We start from the raw sequence: 21,573 nt of genomic DNA, 5'->3' as shown, positions 1-21,573 counted from the left end.
AAAATGCCGCCCGGCGGCCTACTGGCAACCTGCCGGATTATCCGGCACCGCCTACGACGATCACCAGTTCACCTTTTACGGACTTTTGTTCAAAATAAGCCGCCAGCTCTTCCAGGGTACCACGGCGGGTCTCTTCATACAATTTGGTCAGCTCCCGGCTTACACTGGCAGGGCGGTCAGCACCAAAGACCGTAGCCAGTTCCCGGAGTGTTTTTACCAATCGCATCGGCGACTCATAAAAAATCAGGGTGCGCGGCTCCGTTTTGAGGCTTTCCAGCAAACTACGCCGGCCTTTTTTCAACGGCAAAAATCCTTCAAAACAGAACCGGTTGGTGGGCAGTCCGCTATTGACCAGTGCCGGCACAAAAGCGGTTGCGCCCGGCAGACTCTGCACTTCGATCTGATGTTGTACACAGGCCCGGACCAGTAAAAAAGCAGGATCCGATATACCTGGTGTGCCGGCATCGGTAACCAGGGCCATATTGCGGCCTGCCTCCAGCTGCTGTACCAGGTGATCCAGAATCTTATGCTCATTATGCTGGTGATAGGGTGTCAGTGGCTTCCCAATCTGGTAATGGTTGAGCAAATGGGAAGTCGTACGGGTATCCTCTGCCAGAATCAGGTCGACTTCCCGGAGCAGTTCCAGTGCCCGAAGGGTAATATCCTTTAAATTTCCAATAGGAGTGGGAACTAAATACAGCATGGCTATCTGGAATATTTTGTACTGAAAAGCCCGTCCGGAAGGTCGCCTACAATACGGTTACCTCAAAATACTCCATGACGGCATTGGCCAGCAGTTTCTGCGCCGCCTGCTCGCCCACAGTTTTGGCTGCATCGGCATTCTCGGCATCCACCTGCAGGGTGATATGCTTACCGACCCGAACATCCGATACATTATTTAATCCCAGATTTTCCAATCCGCCTTTAACGGCCTTACCCTGAGGATCCAGCAGTTCTTTTAAAGGCATGACAACCACCTGAACGGTATAACTCATAATACTATAATTGCTTTGACGATTTTTACGATTCTCAGGCGCAAAAATAAGTTTTGCCGGCGTTACCCCGCCATTTTTATCAAAAAAGACCGGAGATCGGTCTGCCGGCTCGGCTATTGGGGCCTGAAAATCAAAGATACCAGTACATAGCCGAGAAAAATGACCGGCACCGCCGCCCAGCCCAGTAGCAGGATCGCCACCAATGCAACCAGCAGCAAAATAAATTTCTCCAGATTGGTTTTGAGGCTGAAATTTTTAAATTTCAGGCTGATCAGTGGCAGTCTTGATACCATCAGGCAGCTGATAACCAGAACGGCACCGTATAAAAACCAGGGATTAAAGATCAGCTGCCGCCAGGCATCAGATGCGCTGTAGGCGATAAAAGGAAAAGAAGCAATGGTCAATCCCGCTGCAGGTATCGGTACCCCCCGGAAAAAATAAGTCTGTGTTTTATCCAGGTTAAACCGGGCCAGCCGCCAGGCGCCGCAGCAGGGAACCAGCCATACCGGCAATAGCCAGCTAAGCGTAGCCGGATGACCGTTTTGGGTGAGGGCCGCTTCCAGCAGTTGAAACAGAATCAGCGATGGCGCCACCCCGAAACTGACCAGATCGGCCAACGAATCCAGTTGGGCACCCATTTCAGAACTGGCATGAAAGAGCCGCGCTACAAAACCATCCAGGAAATCCACCAGCGCGGCGGCACCGATAAAAATGGCACCGGTCAAAAGCCCCATGGAGAGCCCAGCGCTGTTCTCATAAAGAAAACCATCCGTCTTCAGAATATAGGTAATGGCCAGACAGCCAAAGACCAGATTCAGCAGGGTAAATAAATTGGGAATCTGTTTCATGAATGATACTTGGTAAATCAGCTGTTTTCCTGAATAATATTTCTGCTACACATACCGGTTACGGACTCATTCAGGCCTGCATCAGTCTTTCGATCTCATCGGCTTCGATGGGAATATTTTTCATTAAATCAATATTACCCGAACGGGTAAGCCAGTAATTGTTTTCAATCCGGATACCCATTTTCTCTTCCTCGACATAGATCCCCGGCTCGATGGTCAGTAGCATGCCGGCTTTCAGCGGGCTGTGAAAGGGTCCCAGGTCATGCACATCCACACCCAGATGATGTGAAATACCGTGATAGGTATAACGCCGGTAGGCCCGGTTGGCCGGGTCTTCATTCTTAACATCTGCCTTGGTCAGCAACCCCAGTTTCAGGCATTCCTTGGTCAGGGCATCGCCTACTTTTTCATGGTAAGCTGCAATACTGATACCGGGCTTCAGGATACTGGCTGCGTAACGATGTACACGCAGGCAACTGTTGTATACCTCACGCTGCCTTTTGCTAAACCTGCCGTTAACCGGGACCGTACGGGTCAGATCGGCATTATAGCCGCCGTATTCGGCGCCAAAATCCATCAGGATCAGGTCGCCTTCCTCTAGCTGGTTATTATTGAATATATAATGCAGTACCCGGGCGTTGTCACCGCTGGCGATGATGCTGTTGTATCCTTCTCCGGTTGCGCGCTGGCTGAGAAAGGAATGAACAATCTCCGCTTCGACTTCATATTCCCACACACCGGGACGGATAAATTGTAGCAACCTGCGAAAGGCATTTTCAGTAATGTCGATCGCCTGTTGCAGTACCGCCACTTCGTATTTGGTTTTGATGGCCCGGAGTTCTCCAATCAATGGAGCCGCCCGCAAGTACTGGTGCAGCGGATAACGTTCCTTCAGTGATTTGATATAACGGGTCTGGGCCGTATCCAGCCAGGAACCCTTGCGATCGTGTTCGTTGCTATCCAGGTATATAAATTGCGCCGCATGCATCCAGGCCTGGAACAATGCCGGCAGGCTGTCCTGCCAGACAATCGTCTCTATGCCGCTGATCCGGGTGGCTTCTTCGGCCCGCAGGCGGCGGCCATCCCATTTTTCCTTGAGTTCATTGGGACGTACCAGTACGAGTACTTCGCGGTATTTGGAATCGGGATTATCCGGAAACAGGATGAGCATGGTTTCTTCCTGACGAATACCCGTCAGCCAGTAAAGGCTGCTGTTGGGTTTGTATTTATACAGGGCATCGGCATTCTGGGGCATTTCATCATTCGCCACGAAAACTGCCATTGACTGCTGCTGCATTTTTTTGGTAAATGCCTGCCGGTTGGTGGAAAACAATTTTGAATCCAGGGGTAGGTACTTCATAAATACGAATTGCTTTTGGGCACTAAAGGTAAACCAAAAGCCGCTTACGGCCTGCGGAAAAATAAAAAGATTGCTGGCGCTGGCTCCGCAGAAAACGGGTCGCCTGACTTAGAACAAACCGTAAAGACTGGCGTCTATTTTGGAAATAATGGAACCAAAATCCTCTTCGTTCTCAGCAAACTTATTCTTGTCCACATCAATTACCAGCAAGGCGCCTTCCTTATAGGAACCGATCCATTTGTTGTAGAATTCGTTGAGCCGCTTCAGGTAATCCAGGCGGATGTTTTCTTCATATTCCCGGCCCCTTTTCTGGATCTGTCCCACCAGGGTAGGTACGGAAGCGTTCAGATAAATCATCAGGTCCGGTGGCTTTACCATCGATTTCAGGGTTTTGAAAAACTCATAGTAATTATCAAAATCACGTTTACTCATCAGACCCATTTCATGCAGGTTGGGCGCAAAAATATTGGCATCTTCATAGATGGTCCGGTCCTGAATCACCGTTTCAGTGCCATTCTGTATATCCAGTAACTGTTTTAAACGTCCATGCAGGAAATAGACCTGTAAATTAAAACTCCAACGGGGCATATCCTCATAAAAATCCATCAGATAGGGATTATGGTCCACATCTTCGAAATTGGGAATCCATTTATAATGCTTGGCCAGCATTTGTGTCAGTGTGGTCTTACCGGCACCTATATTACCGGCAATGGCAATATGCTTGGGTTTGGTCTTCGATTTAGCCATAATTACTCAGCGAACTGGCACGACAGCGCCCGTTAAAAATTTAAGTGCTTTAAAATAGGATTTTTTTTCTATCCCCGAAAATATTTCAGTCCCATGGCCTCACGAACGGCGTCAATGGTTTGATTGGCGCGTTCTGCCGCCTTCTGGGCCCCGACCTTGAGGATGATATTCAGGTCGCTTTCATTTTCCCGGATTTCCCGGGCCCGCTGACGAATCGGTGCAATATAAGCTACCATATCTTCGGCCAGCTGCTTTTTCATATCGCCATAACGAATAGTGCAATTGTTGTAATCGGCTTCAAAACGAGCCAGCTGCTCCGGTGCGCTCACCAGTTTCATCAAATCAAATACATTCCGGATATAATCCGGCATTTCACTGTTGGGTTCCGTGGGACCGGCATCGGTGGTTGCCTTCATGATTTTTTTACGTATCAACGCGTCATCGTCAGACAGATAAATGGTAGCATACTGATTCTCGCTTTTACTCATCTTACCAGTTCCGTCCAGGCTGGGAACCTTCAATAATTCAGCCCCAAAATTAAAAGCCTGGGGTTCGGGGAAAACCGGTCCATAGCGGTGATTGAACCGTTGCGCCAGGTTGCGGGTCATTTCCAGGTGTTGTTCCTGGTCCTTTCCCACCGGTACCAGCAGCGCCCGGTGTATCAGGATATCAGCTGCCATTAATACCGGATAGGTAAGAAGCCCGGCATTGACATTCTCGGGCTGGAGTCTTACCTTATCTTTAAAAGTTGTGGTCTTTTCCAGTTCACCTTTATAAGCCATCATATTCAGGAACAGGTAGAGCTCCGTGGTCTGAGGTAGATCACTTTGACAATACAGGGTCACTTTATCCGGGTTCAGTCCGCATGCCAGGTATTCCGATACCACATGCAGCACATTCTCCCTGAGGGTCCGGGTATCAGGGTGGGTCGTCAGGGAATGCAGGTCCGCTACAAAAAAATAACAATCGTGGGTTTCCTGCATTTTTACATAATTACGCAGGGCGCCAAAATAGTTACCCAGATGCAGATTTCCGGTAGGACGCACCCCGCTGACAACGACTTCTTTTTGATTACTCATGGGGCGCGAAGATAAAAAGTATTTGAGAATTGCCCGACGCATCAACAGAATAAGTTCACTTAGGTCTCCCGACACACAGCTGCCGGCAGCTGTTAAAAAACACGAGACTCACTCGAATAAGCGATGGGGTAAAATCTCATCACTCGGCTCACTGAAGTAAATTCGCAGCAGACCTCGATTCAGACGCCTCCTTTTCCATAGCGCGGAACGGAAAAGCAATTTTGACCGGAAATACACCTGATTCACTCCCTGATTAATGAGGGCCCTATTTTCAAATTCAAGCTACTATGGCCACACTAGACCCCGAACTCAATACCCTGTTGACCCGCAGTAATTACTACCGGCAACATCCCGATGCCGCTGCTGCGAATCCCGCCGCCGTACCCGACCCGCAACAATTGTTGCATATTGCTGTAAGTTTTACCGGCAACATCGATCCGCTGCTGGCCGCCGGCTTTCAGACCGGCAGCCTTCTGGCTGCTACGGCTTATGGCAGTATCCGTCTGGCACAGCTCCAGGCGCTCGCCGCCCTACCTTCGGTGGACCGGATTTCCAAACAGCGCCGTAAGTCCCTGCAGTTAACCACCAGTGTTCCGGATATCAGGGCCAATGCGGTCTGGAATTTTTCCTCGGAAAGCTTTACCGGAACCACGGGTAAGAATGCCATTATCGGTATCGTGGATACGGGCATCAATTTCCGGCACGAAAGTTTTCAAACACCCAGTGGCCTTTCCCGGATCCTGAGAATATGGGATCAGACCTTAACGCCGGAGGGCAGCGAAGCTTCCCCTACGGCGATTACCGATCCTTCCATCGGCGCCATCGCCCTGGGCTATGGCGTGGAATACACACAGACCCAGATCAACCAGACCCTGCAGAATGTCAGCAATATAGTGCGGCACCAGGATGAACACGGTCATGGCAGTCATGTGGCTGGCATTGCCGCAGGCAATGGCCGACAGGCAGGTTCCTGTAAAGGAAGCTATAGTTATATCGGCGTGGCGCCGGAAGCAGATATCATTATCGTAAGGCTTTGGGGGCTGACGGCAGGGGACAGCAACCGGCCTTCGACCAGCTCAGGCACCATGATCGATGCCATTGCCTATATTCTGAACCATGCCAAACACAGCTTCAACAAACCCCTCAGCATCAATCTGAGCCTGGGCCTTTTTTCAGATACGATGGATGGCACGGCGCCAGACTGTGTAACCATGAATAACCTGCTCAACCATTCCGACAACGATGAGGGATTTGCCATTGTTTTCGCCGCAGGAAATGAAGCCGAGTCGGGCTTTCATGCAAAGACCAGCCTGGAGCCGGGCGCCGTACCTTACCAGCTGCGTTTCCGTGTATCTGCCCGGGACACGGAGTCCCGTTACCTGTCCATACGTTATAACGGCGGCAGTCCTGAAATTAGAATAACTTCCCCTGTTAGTGGGACTGACGGCGTATTGGGCTGGGTCAGCCCGGGAAATGCGGCATCCAGTAGTACCGCCAATGGCAGCAATCCCTCTCATCCCACCCTGATCCCTCAATTAAACATTGATCATACGACACCAGGAAGGATCGCTATTCAGCTGGAGCCCAAAATAGAACGAAACGCGGAAGGGGAACCCGATGAATCCAAATCCCGGTATAATATGCCCGGGGACTGGGAAATTGAAATCAGAAACACCGGCAGTGATGCAGCAGCCATCGATGCCTTTTGTCTCTACGGCAGCGGCCATGACCGAAAATCCATTTTCTTTCTGGAAGGAACAACGGTTCAGAGCACCCTGTCCGAAGAATCCACTGCTACTGAAGTAATTACTGTAGGCGCTTATAACGCCGCCAATGGGCGGCTTGCGGGCTTTTCCGGCAGGGGACTGACCCTGGATCTCCGGCAGAAACCAGAAATTACGGCACCCGGTGTTGGTGTCATGAGTGCCGGAATTTCCAGCGATCTGGAAAATGAAGGCTGTTGCTGCGATTGCTGCCATGACTATTATGTTGCTAAGGACGGTACCAGCATGGCCGCGCCGCATGTGGCCGGCGCCGTCGCCCTGCTGCTGGACAAAAACCCCAACCTGACCCATAGTCAGCTGTTGGCAGCGCTGACCGCCCAGGCCCGTCCCGCACCTGCCGGCGCCAATCTGGATGACAGTCTGGGCTGGGGCGTCGGTAAGCTGGACATCAAAGCGGCCATTGACCCGGTGAGCGCAGGCGGGGGCAGTCCCACAGGTCCGCATGCCCCATTCTATCAACCCTCGCAGCCGGCCCCTGACGGGGAAGCGAGACAATTACTGGACCGTTTTAAGAGAAGCCTGCGGGGTAATGAGTATCTGGAGCTTTTCCATACCTATTTCCGCGAAGTCCGGACCCTGATCAACCGCAACAAAAGAGTAGCTACCGTCTGGCACCGCTGTAAAGGACCGCAATGGCTGCGCACCGCCATACAGGCTGCCGCCAACCCCTCCATGGTACTGCCGGATGCAATCGAACAGATTTCCCTCGTTTCCGCTATTGAAAACATGCGGCAGATGCTGCAACGATATGGATCCAGACAACTTGCTGCAGACCTGGATTTTTACGCCCCAGCCCTTCATCAGATTGAAGGCGGTCAGAGCCTCCGGCAACTGATGGAAAGGATCGCCGAGCCGGAAACCGCGCCCATTCTATAACTTATTAATTCCGCACTTATGGCCAGCAATGCCGGAACATTGGAACAACTCATCCTGGAAATCGCCAAAACCCTGGAACCACTGAAGGATCTGGCGGGACCTGATATTTTTGCCCGGCTAGGGGTGCCCCTGCCCCGTGCGATTGCCGGCAACGGCGCCATCGGCAGTAAACTCGGCACGGTTGCCTCCAAGGCCGGCCAGCTGGGACCCGGTATCAGCAGTCTGGCTGCGCAAATCCAATCCGAGAATATTGCAGGTATTATCAGCGCAGGTGGTGATCTGATTGCCACTGTGGCCGGCATTATCAGCGAAATGAAAGACCTGGGAACCGCCCTGGAAACAGCCGCCGCGTCATTGACCGGTCCGGGAAAAGCGGCGATCCTGGAGCTGGCCGGCCAAATGGCAGTCCGGATGCTGGAATTCTGTATTGTCGGCTATCTCCATAAGAAAATGCCCACCCTGACGAGTACCCTGCACCTGTTGGGTTTGATCGACAAAGAACCGGATGTGCCGGCTACCATGGAGGTTTCGGGCAGTTCGAAAGACCCGGTCGTACGACGGATCCGGCTGGACCTGCTGGCCAATTTTATCAATGACCCCATCGCTTATTTCAAATCCATCTATGACTGGGGCAACCCGGCGTTCACGGGTGGCAAATTACTGCCCCGGATACAGGCGCTACTGGAATCGGCAGGAATGCCTGCAGAACTTTACAAAATAGGCAGCCAGCCCCTGACGCTGGACGCCTATTTCTTCCATTTACAAACAGATACTACCGTAAATCCCCCCGGCATTCAGTTCGGGTTTCACCTGCCCGGCAGTACGACCGTTGACCGCAACCTGAACTTTTCGGATCTGTGGAAGGGCAGCCTGCACGTTAAGCCTGCCTTTGCCGCTGGTCTTAGCGGCACCTGGCGCCCCCCTTTCGATATCAGCCTGAAACCACCCACCGGCAATCTTTCACTGGAATCCTCCCTGGGAATCAAAGCAGAAAAATCCGGTGATGATGCCGTAGTGATCTTGGGTTTGTCGGGCGGCAGCCGGCTACAGGCAAAATCCATCGGTGGTGGGCTGAACCTGAATGCGCAGCTGGGTACCGCTGGCGGAGCGGTAGAACCCGGATTCCATCTAGAAATCCGGGAGGGTAAACTCATTATCGATTTTTCCCAGGGCGATGGCTTTATCCAGCAACTACTCTCTGGTATCAAGTTGGAAGCAGATTTCGGGTTACTGGCCAACTGGGATCCCAAGAATGGCCTGCGCTTGCAGGGTAGTGGTGGACTGGAAGTATTTATTCCGCTGCAGATTGACCTGCTGGTACTGGAGGTGAATGGCCTGTATTTCTCGCTGGGCTTTTCCAATGAAGCACCGTTACAGTTTGGGCTGGCTGCTCAACTGAAGGCCGCCCTGGGACCATTGACGGCTGTAGTGGACCGGATCGGCACCCGGATCAACCTCAATTTCCCGGAAAACGCCTCCGGAAAACTGGGTATGGCCGATATTGATTTTGCATTTCTGCCGCCGAATGGTGTCGGACTCTCACTGGATGCGGGACCTATAAAAGGCGGCGGCTTCCTGAAGCTGGACACAGAAAAGGGTGAGTACTTTGGTGTACTGGAACTGAGTTTTCAAAATGTCGTGGACCTGAAAGCCATTGGCATCATCAATACCAAAATGCCGGATGGCACTGACGGCTTTGCCCTGCTGATCCTGATTACAGCCGAATTTACACCGATCCAGCTGGGCTTTGGTTTTACGCTGAATGGTGTGGGGGGCCTGCTGGCCCTGAACCGTTCCGTGAATACCGATGCCCTGAAAACCGGCGTCCGCAGCGGCGCGGTGAATTCCATTCTGTTTCCCCAGGATGTGGTGGCCAACGTGAATCGCATTATCAGTGATATCAAGACGATTTTTCCGATTGTAGAAGGCCATTTTGTACTGGGTCCGATGGCCAAGATCGGTTGGGGCACGCCTACCCTGATTTCTCTGGAGTTGGGTGTCATCATCGATATCCCTTCCCCTCAACTGATCATCCTGGGTGTACTACGGTGTATCCTGCCCGATGAGGAAGCCGCCCTGCTTAAACTGCAGGTTAATTTCGCCGGCGGCATTGATTTTGAAAACGGCCTCTGGTTTGACGCCAGTCTATTTGATTCCCGACTGCTGACCTTCACCCTGGAAGGCGATATGGCGCTGCGGATTGGCTGGGGCTCAGATCCGGTGTTTATCATTTCGGTAGGCGGGTTCCATCCGGCTTTTAAAGAAATACCGAACGACCTGAAATCCATGAAAAGGCTGAAAATCTCCCTGCTTTCGGGCGATAATCCCCGCCTTTCGGTACAGGCTTATTTCGCAGTTACTTCCAATACCGTACAATCCGGCGCCAAGGCCGAGCTTTATGCAGAAGCCGCCGGTTTCAATGTCTATGGCTATCTGGGTTATGATTTGCTGGTACAGTTCAACCCCTTCCATTTTATCGCAGACATTTATGCCGGACTGGCATTGCGTAGAGGTAGCAGTGTCATCTGTGGTATCAGCGTGCATTTCAGTCTTTCCGGGCCGACGCCCTGGAATGCAAACGGAGAAGCCAGTATCACCATCCTGTTCTTCGAAATCTCTGTTGGCTTTGACATCACCTGGGGAGACGACGCGCCCGCCCAACCCAAGGAACTCGAAGACATCCTGCCCCTGGTCAAGACAGCCCTCGAGGACGAACGCAATTGGCTGGCCAAGCTGCCTGATAACTGCAGCACCCATGTCAGTCAGCGCAAGGTCGAACTGCCGGAAGGCCGGATTCTGGTACAACCCTTCAGTATACTTTCGGTGAGTCAGAAAGTGGTGCCGCTGGAAATCGAAATCAATAAATTCGGCAACAAAAAACCGGCGGCCGACAAACTGTTTACCCTCTCGGCCAATGGCCTGTCTACAGAATATGTACAGGAAGAGTTCGCTATTGGAAATTATGTCCAACTGAAAGACGCTGAAAAGCTCAGCCGCAAATCCTTCGAGAAAATGAAGAGCGGGCTCAGGTTCCAGACAGGCGACGCCACCGGCTCGGGCAATAAGATTGAAAAAGAAGTCAATTATGAGCTCAGCTATGTGCACCGTAAAAAATTCCTGGTCATCAGAGCAGGCATTTACAAATTCTTTAAGGAGGCCTTCAATGTCCTGGTAAAAGGCAATGCCATCAGCAAAAGTAAACTTTCGGTAAGTGCCCGGGTCACCGCCAATGCGCCAGCCGCAGTAACCTTTAAAGAGCCGGGTTATGCGGTAGTGAACCAGTCGGATCTGGCACTTTATTCCCCGAACAGTCTGGCGGCTTCGGAAGCTGAAGCCTATTATATACAGGAAACCCTGATTAAAGACAATCCGGCATTGAAAAACAAACTGCAGGTTGTTTCACAATTTGAAATGAATTAATATGGCCATCACCGTTGCAAAATATACGTTCAGTTCCTGGTTGCGCAAAGGCATCGGCAACCAGATCAATCAAACCGATAACCTCGCCAGCGGTGCGCCGACGGTTCCCGAAAGGGCTACCATTCCCGTGGATGTGCAGGTCAATGGCAGTGGCGTCCATAAGGATTTCTCCCTGATCGGCCCCGGAGATATTATAGGCATCAACCCGCAGATGGTGGTACGCACCGAGCCCCTGCACGAGATCACCAATTTCGAACCGAATTACCTGGCTTTTATTGAATTCTATGACGAGGATTTTATCTGGCGCTACACGCCGGCCAAAGCGGATGGCGATAAGTCCCGGCCCTGGCTCAGCCTGCTGATACTGGAAGACAGCCCAAATGAAGAAACGCGGGAATTTGTACTGAACAACGGCCGCACACCGCTGCCTACGGTCGTTGTTAAAACAGCAGCCGGTCTGCCGGCGCCGACACAGACCTGGGCCTGGGGTCATGCGCATTTTAATGAAAGCTATCAGTCGGATTCCGAATTCGAAAAATTCCTGGAAAGCCTCCATGATCTGGATAATCCCAATGCCGACAAAGTAATCTGCCGGTTGCTTTCGCCCCGGAAACTTGAAGTCAATAAGGCTTACCGCGCTTTTGTGGTGCCGGCATTTGAGACGGGCCGCCTGGCGGGCCTGGGTATGGACCCTGCCGCCACAGACGCCCAGCAACCGGCCTGGAATTCCGGTGCGGTCAATTTAGAATTTCCGGTGTATTACCAATGGTATTTCCGCACGGGCGCCAATGAAGACTTTGAATCCCTGGTAAAGATGCTGGAACCCCGGGCTATGGACCGCCGTGTAGGCATCCGGGATATGGACGGCAGCCTTCCGGGATTCGGCATGACCACCGGTACCGATATCGGGGCTATCGAGCCAGCGGATGCGCCCCAGGACATCATTGGTCTGGAAGGCGCCCTTCAGTCGCCATCCACGAAGGCCATTCCCCTGGCACTGGATACGAGCCGGGAATTTTTTACACAGCTGGAAGCCATACTTAATTTTCCGGCAGCCATTCAGCAATCAGGCAATATGGTAACGGATCCTGTGGTGAGCCCGCCCATCTATGGCGAAAACCATGCCCTGACCCATGAACTGGACAGCAGCCAGCAGGGCTGGATGCATCTGCTGAATAAGGATCCGCGACTGCGGGTGCCCGGAGGTTTCGGAACCAAAGTCGTACAAAAAAATCAGGAGGATTATGTCGCCCGAGCCTGGACCCAGGTAAAAAGAGTGCTGGATGCCAACCGCCTGATCCGCTATACTTCCTTCTCGCTACAGGTAGCTCAGGCCATCACCAATAATTTTATCAAAAAACTGACACCGGCTTCCAGCCTGCAGTTCTTTGCACCGCTGCTGAAAAAAGTAAAGGGTTCCCCCACGACCTTACAGTACCAGATGGAAGAAAGCACCCTGCCGGTAGCTGCCGTCAGCGTCGCTTTCAGAAGAATCCTTCGACCCCGGGGTGCCTACTTTAAAAAAATAAAAACGACCGATCCCGGCTTTTCCACCGACCAGTTGCTGACAGACCTCAACGAGGGAAAAATAAGTGCAGCGCCTCCCCGGACCACCCCGGCGGACCTGCTGACTGATACCCGCATTACGGAGCAGTATCCCGGCAAAAATATCCCTGAATGGTTACGCTTTCTGCTCGCCCATAACCTGCTGATCCTGCTGATTCTACTGGCAGTATTGTTGCTGGCGGCCCTGTTGACGGGGGCCTGGGCAGCACTGTCCCCTATTGCTGCAGCAGCGATTGGCCTTTACCTGTATTCGGAAAAATATAAAAAGCAGGTTGAAGCAGTCCGCAATTTGGCCGATCCCAAACAACTGGTGCAGACCATTGAAACGGCACCGCCCCAACCCGATTTTGTCTTTATGGAAACCGATCCGCTGGTCCTGCCCCGGTCGGAAGGCAGCACGACGGTCAGCAGCACGCCGGGGCGCAGTTCCAATACAACGGATGCCTTTCAGTTTACCACTGTCCGTGTACAGCATCCCGGCGCGGCAGGCAGCGACAACCCACTTGCCGGAAACTTCCGGCAGGCCGCAACCGCATTTTCCAAAAGAATGACCATCAGTGCACCGGTGAAAGTCTTCAGTAAATTTGATATGGCCAATGCGCATACCAAACTGCTGTCCGCCACGGACCCCCGTTATATTTTCCCAAGATTGCTGGCTTCTCAGGTATACTATTCCTTTAATCCCGGATGGCTCCTGCAATGGGAGCACCTGGTTCCGGCCATGGCCTATCCTGATTTTGAAGATCCCATGTATGAGAAGCTCCGGGATATTTCTCCGGAACTGCTCATCCCCAATATCAAACTCATTCCACCGAATACCATTTCATTGCTGGTGACCAATCCCCCATTTATTGAATCTTATATGGTAGGACTCAACCATGAATTTGGCCGGGAACTGCTCTGGCGGGAATATCCCACCGATCAGCGGGGCAGTTATTTCCGCCAGTTCTGGGATGTCAAAGGAATCATTACCAATGAAGACAACCTTAGCGCCGAAGCACTGTCCGAAGCACATAAGGACATCATACCCATTGATAAATGGTTCAGCAGTTCCCAGCTGGGCCATCATAAAAAATCGAATCCCAGCGGCGCCAAGCAAGTAGTACTGGTGATCAAAGGTGAGCTCCTGAAAAAATATCCCAATACCATCATCTACGCACAAAAAGCGCATATCTATCGGGACAAGGACGGCCAGGTCGACGGTAGCAAAGAACCCATCATCATCGAAGTGGCGTCCGCCCAGCAGATGGCCGAAGAAATCAAGTTCCCCCTGTTTAAAGCCGACGTCAAGCCGGATATTAAATTTTTTGGATTTGACCTGACGATACCCCAGGCCCGTGGAGATGATGCACCTTCCGGCGCTTCAGACGACTGGGGCTATTATTTTGTCATTCAGCAGATCCCCGGAGAGCCAAGGTTTGGTATGGATATTAAATTCGATCCCGATGAAGACCCTACAACGCCCCTCACCTGGGACGATCTGGCCTGGGACAGGTATACACCCGTGAATGGTTTTATTGATACCGGAACGCCGCCCGGTGGAGGCTTTTCACCCGGGGGCACAGATCATATCAGTCAATGGGGAACGGACGCTGCCCGTTTTGCCTACATCCTGTACCAGAAACCGGTGATGATTGCGGTCCATGCCAAAGAAATGCTTGAAAATCTTGATACTTAAATCATAGAAATGTCTTATTCAGAATCCTTAGAAAAAATTAAAGCCGCCCGGCAATCCAGAGATGCCGCCGCGGCCGGCCTTTACGGTGCACGTATGCAACGCCAGCAACTGGGGAAATTGCAACGCAGGGCGGACCAGAAAGCGATATTGCCTACTTTAGCGAACGCCGAACAGATCGATTCCCTACGCGCATCCATCAAAAAACTGGAGGAACAGATCAACCAGTTACAACAACAACTGCAATCCATCGAAGGCCTGCTGGAACAATTCAATATCCTAACGGAACTCGGTCAGCAACTGGAACAGGAAATAGCAGTGCTGCAGCAGCAAATCGAAGGCATTCGCAATGAACTGGAAAATGCAGAACTGACGAAAGAGCAACGCCTGTTACTTGAAGACCGCCTGGCCGTGCTACAGGAGCAAGTGGCTGAAATCAACATCCGGCTCGGCAGTTTATCGGGGGAATTAGCAACCCTCCGCCAACAGCTGTCTGAGCGCCCCGAACCGAAGGAGTTACAGGCAGCCCTCAGAGAGGCGGAAGCCCGAAAGGCAGCCCTCCAAAAAGAACTGGACTCCCTGATCCGGCGCGGCACACGGCAGGCCGAAGACCAGGGCAAGGCCCTGGAGCAGACAAGGGCCGAAATGGAAAAACACCGGGCCGGATTAAGCCAAAGTAGCCTCGTCCTCAGCCGTGCCCTCGCTGAATTATTCAAAGCGCAGGGGCCTGAAACACTTATCGGAGAATGGGATGACAGCCTTCCCATCCTATTGCAGCCTGTGCGACTGGAGACCCGCTTCAGTAATGGTGACAACAAAGAACTCTGGGTACGTATCTTTCCGGATGATTTTGCGGTAGTCACTCATGAACAGGAGTTAACCGCAATAGAAATCAGTTATGGAACAGCGCACTGGAAAGCCCTCTGGCAGGCAGGAGCAGAGGCTGATTTAAAAAAGACGGCCTGGGTCATGCTGACCACTAAGTTCGGCAATAACCGCGCCGCCTGGGTAGCCCGCAGTACCCGGCCGCTTAACTGGCAGGACCGGGACCAGCTGGCGGATACCGAAGGGCTGGTCTTTCCTGAATTTGACATCACCAAAGACAATAGCTGGACCCGGGCGCCGCATACCCGGATATTGCCCGATTGTTTTGTACTGCTTTGTTACCGGCAGGGCGCACTGGTGCACAGCCAGACCGGCAAACTGATCGATGATATCCTCACCCTGGGGCCGGAGCCTCCGGTGGATGATGAACCGGCAACCCTGGACCGGGACGAACAGAACCGGATCATTGTAGATGAGCCGCTTGCCTGGATGGTAGATTTTGATAAAGCCGTTGAAAAAGGGATGGACCTACGGATCCCCCTGGATGAGACGGCTGCCCTGCGGGGTTTTGATCAGATGATTGCCGTAGGTCTGAAGCTTTCGGCCGACCCGGAAGACAGTCGTCAACTATTGCAGGACCTCCTGGAGAATCACCGCTATTCCCGCGCTGGATTCGAACTGATTCGCCAGGGTACCCCCACCAATAATACGGAAGCCGAAGATGCCGGCTACTCCAGGCAACAGGGACCGGAGGAACTGGCCGCTTTTATTGAAAACGACCAGGTCTGGTTCACGCCGGTATCAGATCCCAGGGAAGCTACGGATGGGCAGCGCATGGCAGAAATGCTGGGCATTGATTATGAACTGCTGCAAATCATTCCCAACAGTCAACTCAAGGATCACCGGGAAGCGGTTGCCATGAATACCGCCCTGTATGCCGGCACCCTGGGATATTATTTACAGGCCATGCTCCAGGACGTACTGGACGTCCCGGGGCTCAAGGCCCTGCGCACCCATTTTACAGAAATGGTTACCGGCCGGGGACCACTGGCAGGTTTCCGGGTGGGTCATCAACCCTATGGGCTGCTGCTTACCAGTGATTTCAGTAAATGGACGTATGGACGGGTGAACCGCAGTGATGTGTCCCAACCCTTCTACCGGCAACTCAATCAGGTCCTGCGGGTTTTTGAATCCTCCTGGCAACAAAAGACAGGCACATTGTCCCATATCACCAAAAGCGGTAATGCCGGTCAGCAACTCCTGGACATTCTGGGACTGCATCCCAATTCTGTTGACTTTGCGCAACGGGTCGGTTATAGCTGGGACAGCCTTAAAAATCTGGAAGCTTTTGGCTGGGGTGGAAAATATTTTTCAGATGTATGGGCTTCCGCGGTTGAAGCCATGCAGACCCGCAGTCTGCTAACCAGTCTCGGATACCAGGCGAACGACAGTAATGGCAACCCTAAAACCCTGCCGATGCTGCTCCAGCTGGTCTTCCGGCATTACAGTTCCCGGCTGGGCAACCATAACCTGATCGATGGTCAGCCTTTTTCTGAAGCAGATACCATCAAAGCCTATGATGCCGCTGGTGAAAAAAACTATATCCACTGGCTGCTGGAGCATGCCGACGACGCCGATGCGTTGGAAAAGCAGGATTTCGGTCAGGGTGTTGTCCGGCCGAATGCCCTGCTCTACCTGTTGCTGCGCTACAGTCAGTTGCACGAATCCAGCCAGGCAATATACGAGTTCCTGAAAGTCCATGATATCAGTGCCCGGGAAATCGTTCAATCCAGAAAATTTATGAATATCAGTCCGACACCGTCGGTCTCCCACTGGGAAGTATTTCAGGCGCCGGTTCATCAGCTGATTCCGGCCGAAAACAGCAGCCAGCCCCTGCTGAAACATATTTATCAATTACCGGTTTCCAGTAATCTCGGAGAAAATCTGGCGGCCCATTCCTGGGCCCTGAGTGTACTCAGGGATATGCCCACTGCCCGGTTGGAACGTACGCTGGTGGAGCATATGGACTGCCTGAGTTACCGGCTGGATGCCTGGCAGACCTCTTTGTTTGAACAAAGGCTGCAAAGCCTGAGAACATCTAATGATGACAATGGGAGGCGGGTACACCGTAGAGGTATTTATCTGGGTGCTTACGGATATCTGGAAAATGTCCGCCCCGGACAACAACGCACCAAAATAGCCGAAGATATTTTACCTGAAGCCCTCCGCGAACAAAAGGACAATCTCTATCGGGACCCGGCCAATGGGGGCTATATCCATGCACCGACACTGAACCACGCCACAGCGGCAGCTATTTTACGGAATGGTTACCTGACCCATGCCAGTGCTGCAGAAAAGGAAAAGCTGGCGGTCAATCTTTCTTCTGAACGGGTGCGCCGCGCACAGGTATTACTGGAAGGAATCCAGAACGGACAGACCCTGGAAGCGCTACTGGGCTACCAGTTTGAACGGGGCCTGCATGACTTTACGACCCGCAAACCCGATCCCATTATCCTGAACCATCTGATTCCTTATTTCCGGCTGGCCTTCCCCATGAAGAAAACAAAGATTCCGCAACTGGGCAATACCACGGGACCGGAAGAAATCGCTAAAGACTACCATGTGGTCAACGGACTCGACCTGGCGGCCACCACTACCCCCTTCCCCTATGGTATCCCCGACCTGCCGGCACTCAGCCAAAATCAAATCCAGGCAATCGAGCAGGAAAGGGAAGGCATTATCAACAGCCTGGATGCGCTCCGGGATCTGTTGACCGCAGAAACCGCCTACCAGTTGGCCCTGGGTAATTTTGAAAGGGCCGCGGGCGTGATGCAGGCCATTTCCGGAACCTCCATAGTCCCTCAGCCTGAAATCATCGGTTCGGGCAAGGGAACAGCACTGAGCTTTACCAACAAAGTCATACTGAACCTGCAATCGGGCGTCTCCGGCAATCCCTGGCCGGGCTGCCCCATGACCCGAAAAGCCATGATGGAACCCTCCCTGAACCAGTGGCTGGCCACCCTGCTGGGTTCACCTGATAAAATCCGCTGCCGGGTAATGGCTGTAGACGCGGAGGGACAGGTCCTGACGCGCCCCGATGCGACACCTATCAGCAGCTGGATCAGTTTACAAGAACTCCAACTACAGGCCATAGATATCATATACCTTGTACAGAAAACCAGCGAAACTTCCGGCAGCTCGGAACTCGAAACCAGGATCCGGTACTGGTTTGCCCAACAGGAGCATATCAACGATGACACTGTTGTTAAAATTGAATTTGGAGATGCGGGCAGTTCCGATCTGGCCTTCAAATCTTTTGCCGAGATACTGCCTTTCGCAGATCTGCTCCGTCAATTACTGGGTAACAGCCGACCCGTAAGCGCCAAAGATTATGAACCCGCTACAAGAGAGCTGGTGCGGCCCGCCGATAATCCTGAACAGCTGAACCTTCCGGATCTGCACAGTCGCTGTGCGTCCCTGTACGATTATTTTGAATTGCAAATGACCGGACTCAGCAGCGCTGTAACCGATGCCCGTAACCTGCAAACGCCGGTCACCACCGAACAACTGCGCAGCAGCTTAAAATCCATCGCTGATGCAGGACTGGTATTTGCCTTCCCCCAATCTGTCTATGGCACTGACCCGGCAGCGTTGGAAATACTCCTCACACAGGGCGATTCTGTCAGCGCCCGCTGGACCGTCATACAGGAAGCCTACCAGCAAACCCTGTTACAGCTGGGGCAACCGGCCACCACGATTGCCATCGGCATCCGGCTGCTCAGCCAGGCCATAGAACAGCTGTTCGGTACTGATTTTAAAGTTTTGCCCCGCTATGATTTTAATAATACAGCTGATATCATAGCCGCCTATTCCTCAAGTGACAGTCTCCTGGATTACTGCAGGGCTACCGCCCCCCTACCGGTCATAGAATGGCTGCATGGCATAGCCCTGGTACGGCCCAATATGCATACCCTGGAGTCCATCCGGCTCCTGCATGAAGGGTTTAACGATCAGGAGCTGGAGCTCGCCCCCCTGCAATTGCCTTACCGGGAACAGGACAACTGGCTGGCAATGCCCTATCCTTCAGGAACTGAAGTACTGGATGATACCCTGGCCATTCTGCAGCTCAATCCGCAGGGATTTGATCCTGCCGGCAGCCAGTGCGGCCTGCTCCTGGATGCCTGGCCGGAAACGATCCCCAATAAAGAAGAAATTACCGGCATCAGTTTCAATTACAACCAACCCAATGCAGTGCCTCCCCAGGCCCTGCTGCTCACCGTATCGCCGGAACTGACAGGAAAATGGAAATGGGACAATCTGGTGGGTTCGATCCGGGACAGTTTTGCGCGGGCCCGTCGAAGGGCCGTAGAACCCGATCATATCGATCAGATGCCCGGCATCAGTACCCTGCTGCCCGCCACGCTGACAGAGTTCAGTACTTTGAAAACCGGCATTTCGCTGGATTACGAATGGATCTCAGATAGTGTATTTAAAGAAGTGATCCAGCTGATGGATCTTAATCCCACAAACTAAATGACATGGCAATACAAACACTGACCGATCTCATGCTCCAACCGGATAAGAACCTGCTGAAACTCAAATACCGGTTGCCTTCGATAACAGCCTATAACCGGCTGGAGCCGCGTCCCCGCCTGGAGAATTTTGACCGGAGTCTGCGGGCTGAAGTCCGTGATCCGCTCTGGATGCTTACCCGGCAGTGGCAGATGGGCGAACTCGAGGGCGACGACGCCGGCTCCGCCATTGATGTGAGACTGATGACCCGGACCCGTCATGTAGACCGGATCGCCCTGAAGGATCAACAGGGAAGGCCTTATACGGAAATGATTCCCCTGGAAGTGATGACGGAACGGGAACCGGTTGCGTATTCGCTGGCCCTGCGCATTCAGATGGGACAATACTTTTTAAAATTGCACCGGCCCGACCTGAAGGCTGCATACCTGAATCAGTATCGTACGGCATTCGCCATAGCAGCCGGCCAGGAAACAGATTTCCGGGGACAGACCGACGGTCTTAATCTCTACACTGCCACCCGGAAACGTTGTATTGACGGCAAGAAAATATGGGACGCCCTCCAGGATGGCAGCTTTGGCAGCCTGGTATTGATTGCCGGAACTGACCAGGCGGATATGGACCAGATCACACAGCAGTTTCAGGCCTGGTTAGAACGACAATACAGCCAGCCGCAACAACTCCAGGACAATGCCTGGCAGCCCGAACAGCTTTCCTATCGTGTCGCCGTAGCCGCCCCACAGACCCAACAACGACAAAAGGTGTTGGTGGCAGACCATTACCATTCCGGATCATTGGACTGGTATAGTTTTGATGAAGCCCCCCGCAGCGCTGCTATTGAACTCGAACCACCACAGGACCCTGTGGAACTGGACAGCGATACCGTGATATCCTATCTGCCATCGCCTACCCATTTCAAAGGGATGCCCCATCCCCGATTTTGGCAGATGGAGGAGCGAATGATCAATTTTGGCGGCCTGAACGCCAAGACCACCGATCACCTGCTGCTGCTGTTTGCTGAACTGGGCCTGGTATATGGTAATGACTGGCTGGTGATACCCCATGCCCTTGCGGTCAACACAGTCTGTGAAATCCGCGGCCTGGTTGTTACTGATGTATTTGGCGAGCGCACCCTGATCGAAGCAGCCGGTCGGGGCAGTGACAAGGATTGGGATCGCTGGAATATGTTTACCCTCAGCAATCAGTCCGAGAACGGCAGTTACAATGATTACCTGTTTCTTCCCGCCAGTTTGAGCGCGGTTCAGGAAAGCGAGCCTATCGAAACCGTAAACTTTACCCGGGACGAAATGGCCAATATGGCCTGGGGGATCGAAGACCGGATTCCCGATGCCACCAATAAAGGCATTAGTGGTCATGATGCGGCTGACACGACGGGCGTCTTTCCCGAGCCGGTGGCGGCAGACAGCCCGGCGGCCATCCGATACCTGCTCGGCAATACGGTACCAGAAAACTGGATTCCGTTTATGCCGGTACATATCCCCGGTAGTAATCAGGACATCCGGTTCCAGCGGGCCCGCATGCCCAAACTGGGAATGCCACCCAGGGAGACTATTCGTGCCAAAGGTGTCCTGCTGACCGAAGTGCAGCCACAATATTATATCAATGAAGAAGAAATACCCTATAGTGGTACGCTGGTTAACCGGAGTTTTCAGCGTACGCGCTGGTATGACGGAAAAACCTATTTATGGGTAGGACGTCGCCGGCAAACCGGTAAGGGAGCGGGTGCCAGTAAGCTGGCATTTGATCAGATACTTCCCGCCAAATTGATCCGAAGGATCCCCATAGGCTGAGCGGTTATAAAGCGAAATGAAGGTGCTATACTGTTGATATATTGCTGAGGAAGGCCG

11 protein-coding genes are annotated in these 21,573 nt (G+C 52.6%); 5 read left to right on the top strand and 6 right to left on the bottom strand.

Translation table 11 applies throughout. The features are described from left to right. Positions 1 to 37: 37 nt before the first annotated feature. The 6 genes from rsmI to trpS form a co-directional block, all read right to left on the bottom strand. Positions 38 to 703 carry a 16S rRNA (cytidine(1402)-2'-O)-methyltransferase gene (rsmI, locus tag ACYVI9_RS04405; RefSeq protein ID WP_460761206.1) on the bottom strand — a complete coding sequence of 222 codons (666 nt, stop codon included), beginning with the start codon at positions 701 to 703 and terminating at the stop codon, positions 38 to 40. A 46-nt stretch (positions 704 to 749) separates the two neighbouring features. Further along, positions 750 to 995, bottom strand: a complete 246-nt coding sequence (gene purS / locus ACYVI9_RS04400; RefSeq protein ID WP_460761203.1) for a phosphoribosylformylglycinamidine synthase subunit PurS — start codon at positions 993 to 995, stop codon at positions 750 to 752. A 113-nt stretch (positions 996 to 1,108) separates the two neighbouring features. After that, entirely contained in the window at positions 1,109 to 1,843 is a 735-nt protein-coding gene (locus ACYVI9_RS04395) for a CDP-alcohol phosphatidyltransferase family protein (RefSeq protein ID WP_460761201.1), read from the bottom strand. Positions 1,844 to 1,913: 70 nt separating this feature from the next. Then, positions 1,914 to 3,203, bottom strand: coding sequence for an aminopeptidase P N-terminal domain-containing protein (locus tag ACYVI9_RS04390; protein ID WP_460761198.1), 1,290 nt, complete (start codon positions 3,201 to 3,203; stop codon positions 1,914 to 1,916). 108 nt (positions 3,204 to 3,311) lie between these two features. Continuing rightward, positions 3,312 to 3,950, bottom strand: a complete 639-nt coding sequence (locus ACYVI9_RS04385) for a deoxynucleoside kinase (RefSeq protein WP_460761195.1) — start codon at positions 3,948 to 3,950, stop codon at positions 3,312 to 3,314. A 68-nt stretch (positions 3,951 to 4,018) separates the two neighbouring features. Then, entirely contained in the window at positions 4,019 to 5,029 is a 1,011-nt protein-coding gene (trpS, locus tag ACYVI9_RS04380; protein WP_460761193.1) for a tryptophan--tRNA ligase, read from the bottom strand. A gap of 287 nt (positions 5,030 to 5,316) precedes the next feature. Between trpS and ACYVI9_RS04375 the strand changes: the two genes are divergently transcribed. From ACYVI9_RS04375 to ACYVI9_RS04355, 5 genes are read left to right on the top strand one after another with little or no spacing between them, the layout of a single operon-like run. Further along, on the top strand, positions 5,317 to 7,689 hold the full coding sequence (locus tag ACYVI9_RS04375) for a S8 family serine peptidase (RefSeq protein WP_460761190.1): 2,373 nt from the start codon (positions 5,317 to 5,319) through the stop codon (positions 7,687 to 7,689). 18 nt (positions 7,690 to 7,707) lie between these two features. Then, complete coding sequence (locus ACYVI9_RS04370) at positions 7,708 to 11,109, top strand: DUF6603 domain-containing protein (protein WP_460761187.1); 3,402 nt, start codon at positions 7,708 to 7,710, stop codon at positions 11,107 to 11,109. Position 11,110: 1 nt separating this feature from the next. Next, on the top strand, positions 11,111 to 14,353 hold the full coding sequence (locus ACYVI9_RS04365; RefSeq protein WP_460761184.1) for a hypothetical protein: 3,243 nt from the start codon (positions 11,111 to 11,113) through the stop codon (positions 14,351 to 14,353). A 9-nt stretch (positions 14,354 to 14,362) separates the two neighbouring features. Further along, positions 14,363 to 19,708, top strand: coding sequence for a hypothetical protein (locus tag ACYVI9_RS04360; protein WP_460761182.1), 5,346 nt, complete (start codon positions 14,363 to 14,365; stop codon positions 19,706 to 19,708). A gap of 5 nt (positions 19,709 to 19,713) precedes the next feature. Next, complete coding sequence (locus ACYVI9_RS04355; RefSeq protein ID WP_460761179.1) at positions 19,714 to 21,516, top strand: hypothetical protein; 1,803 nt, start codon at positions 19,714 to 19,716, stop codon at positions 21,514 to 21,516. The last annotated feature ends 57 nt before the right edge of the window (positions 21,517 to 21,573 follow it).

It is taken from the genome of Niabella terrae (assembly GCF_054783135.1).
Note: the sequence above shows the minus strand (reverse complement) of the source record. Positions and strands in the feature narration are given on the sequence as shown.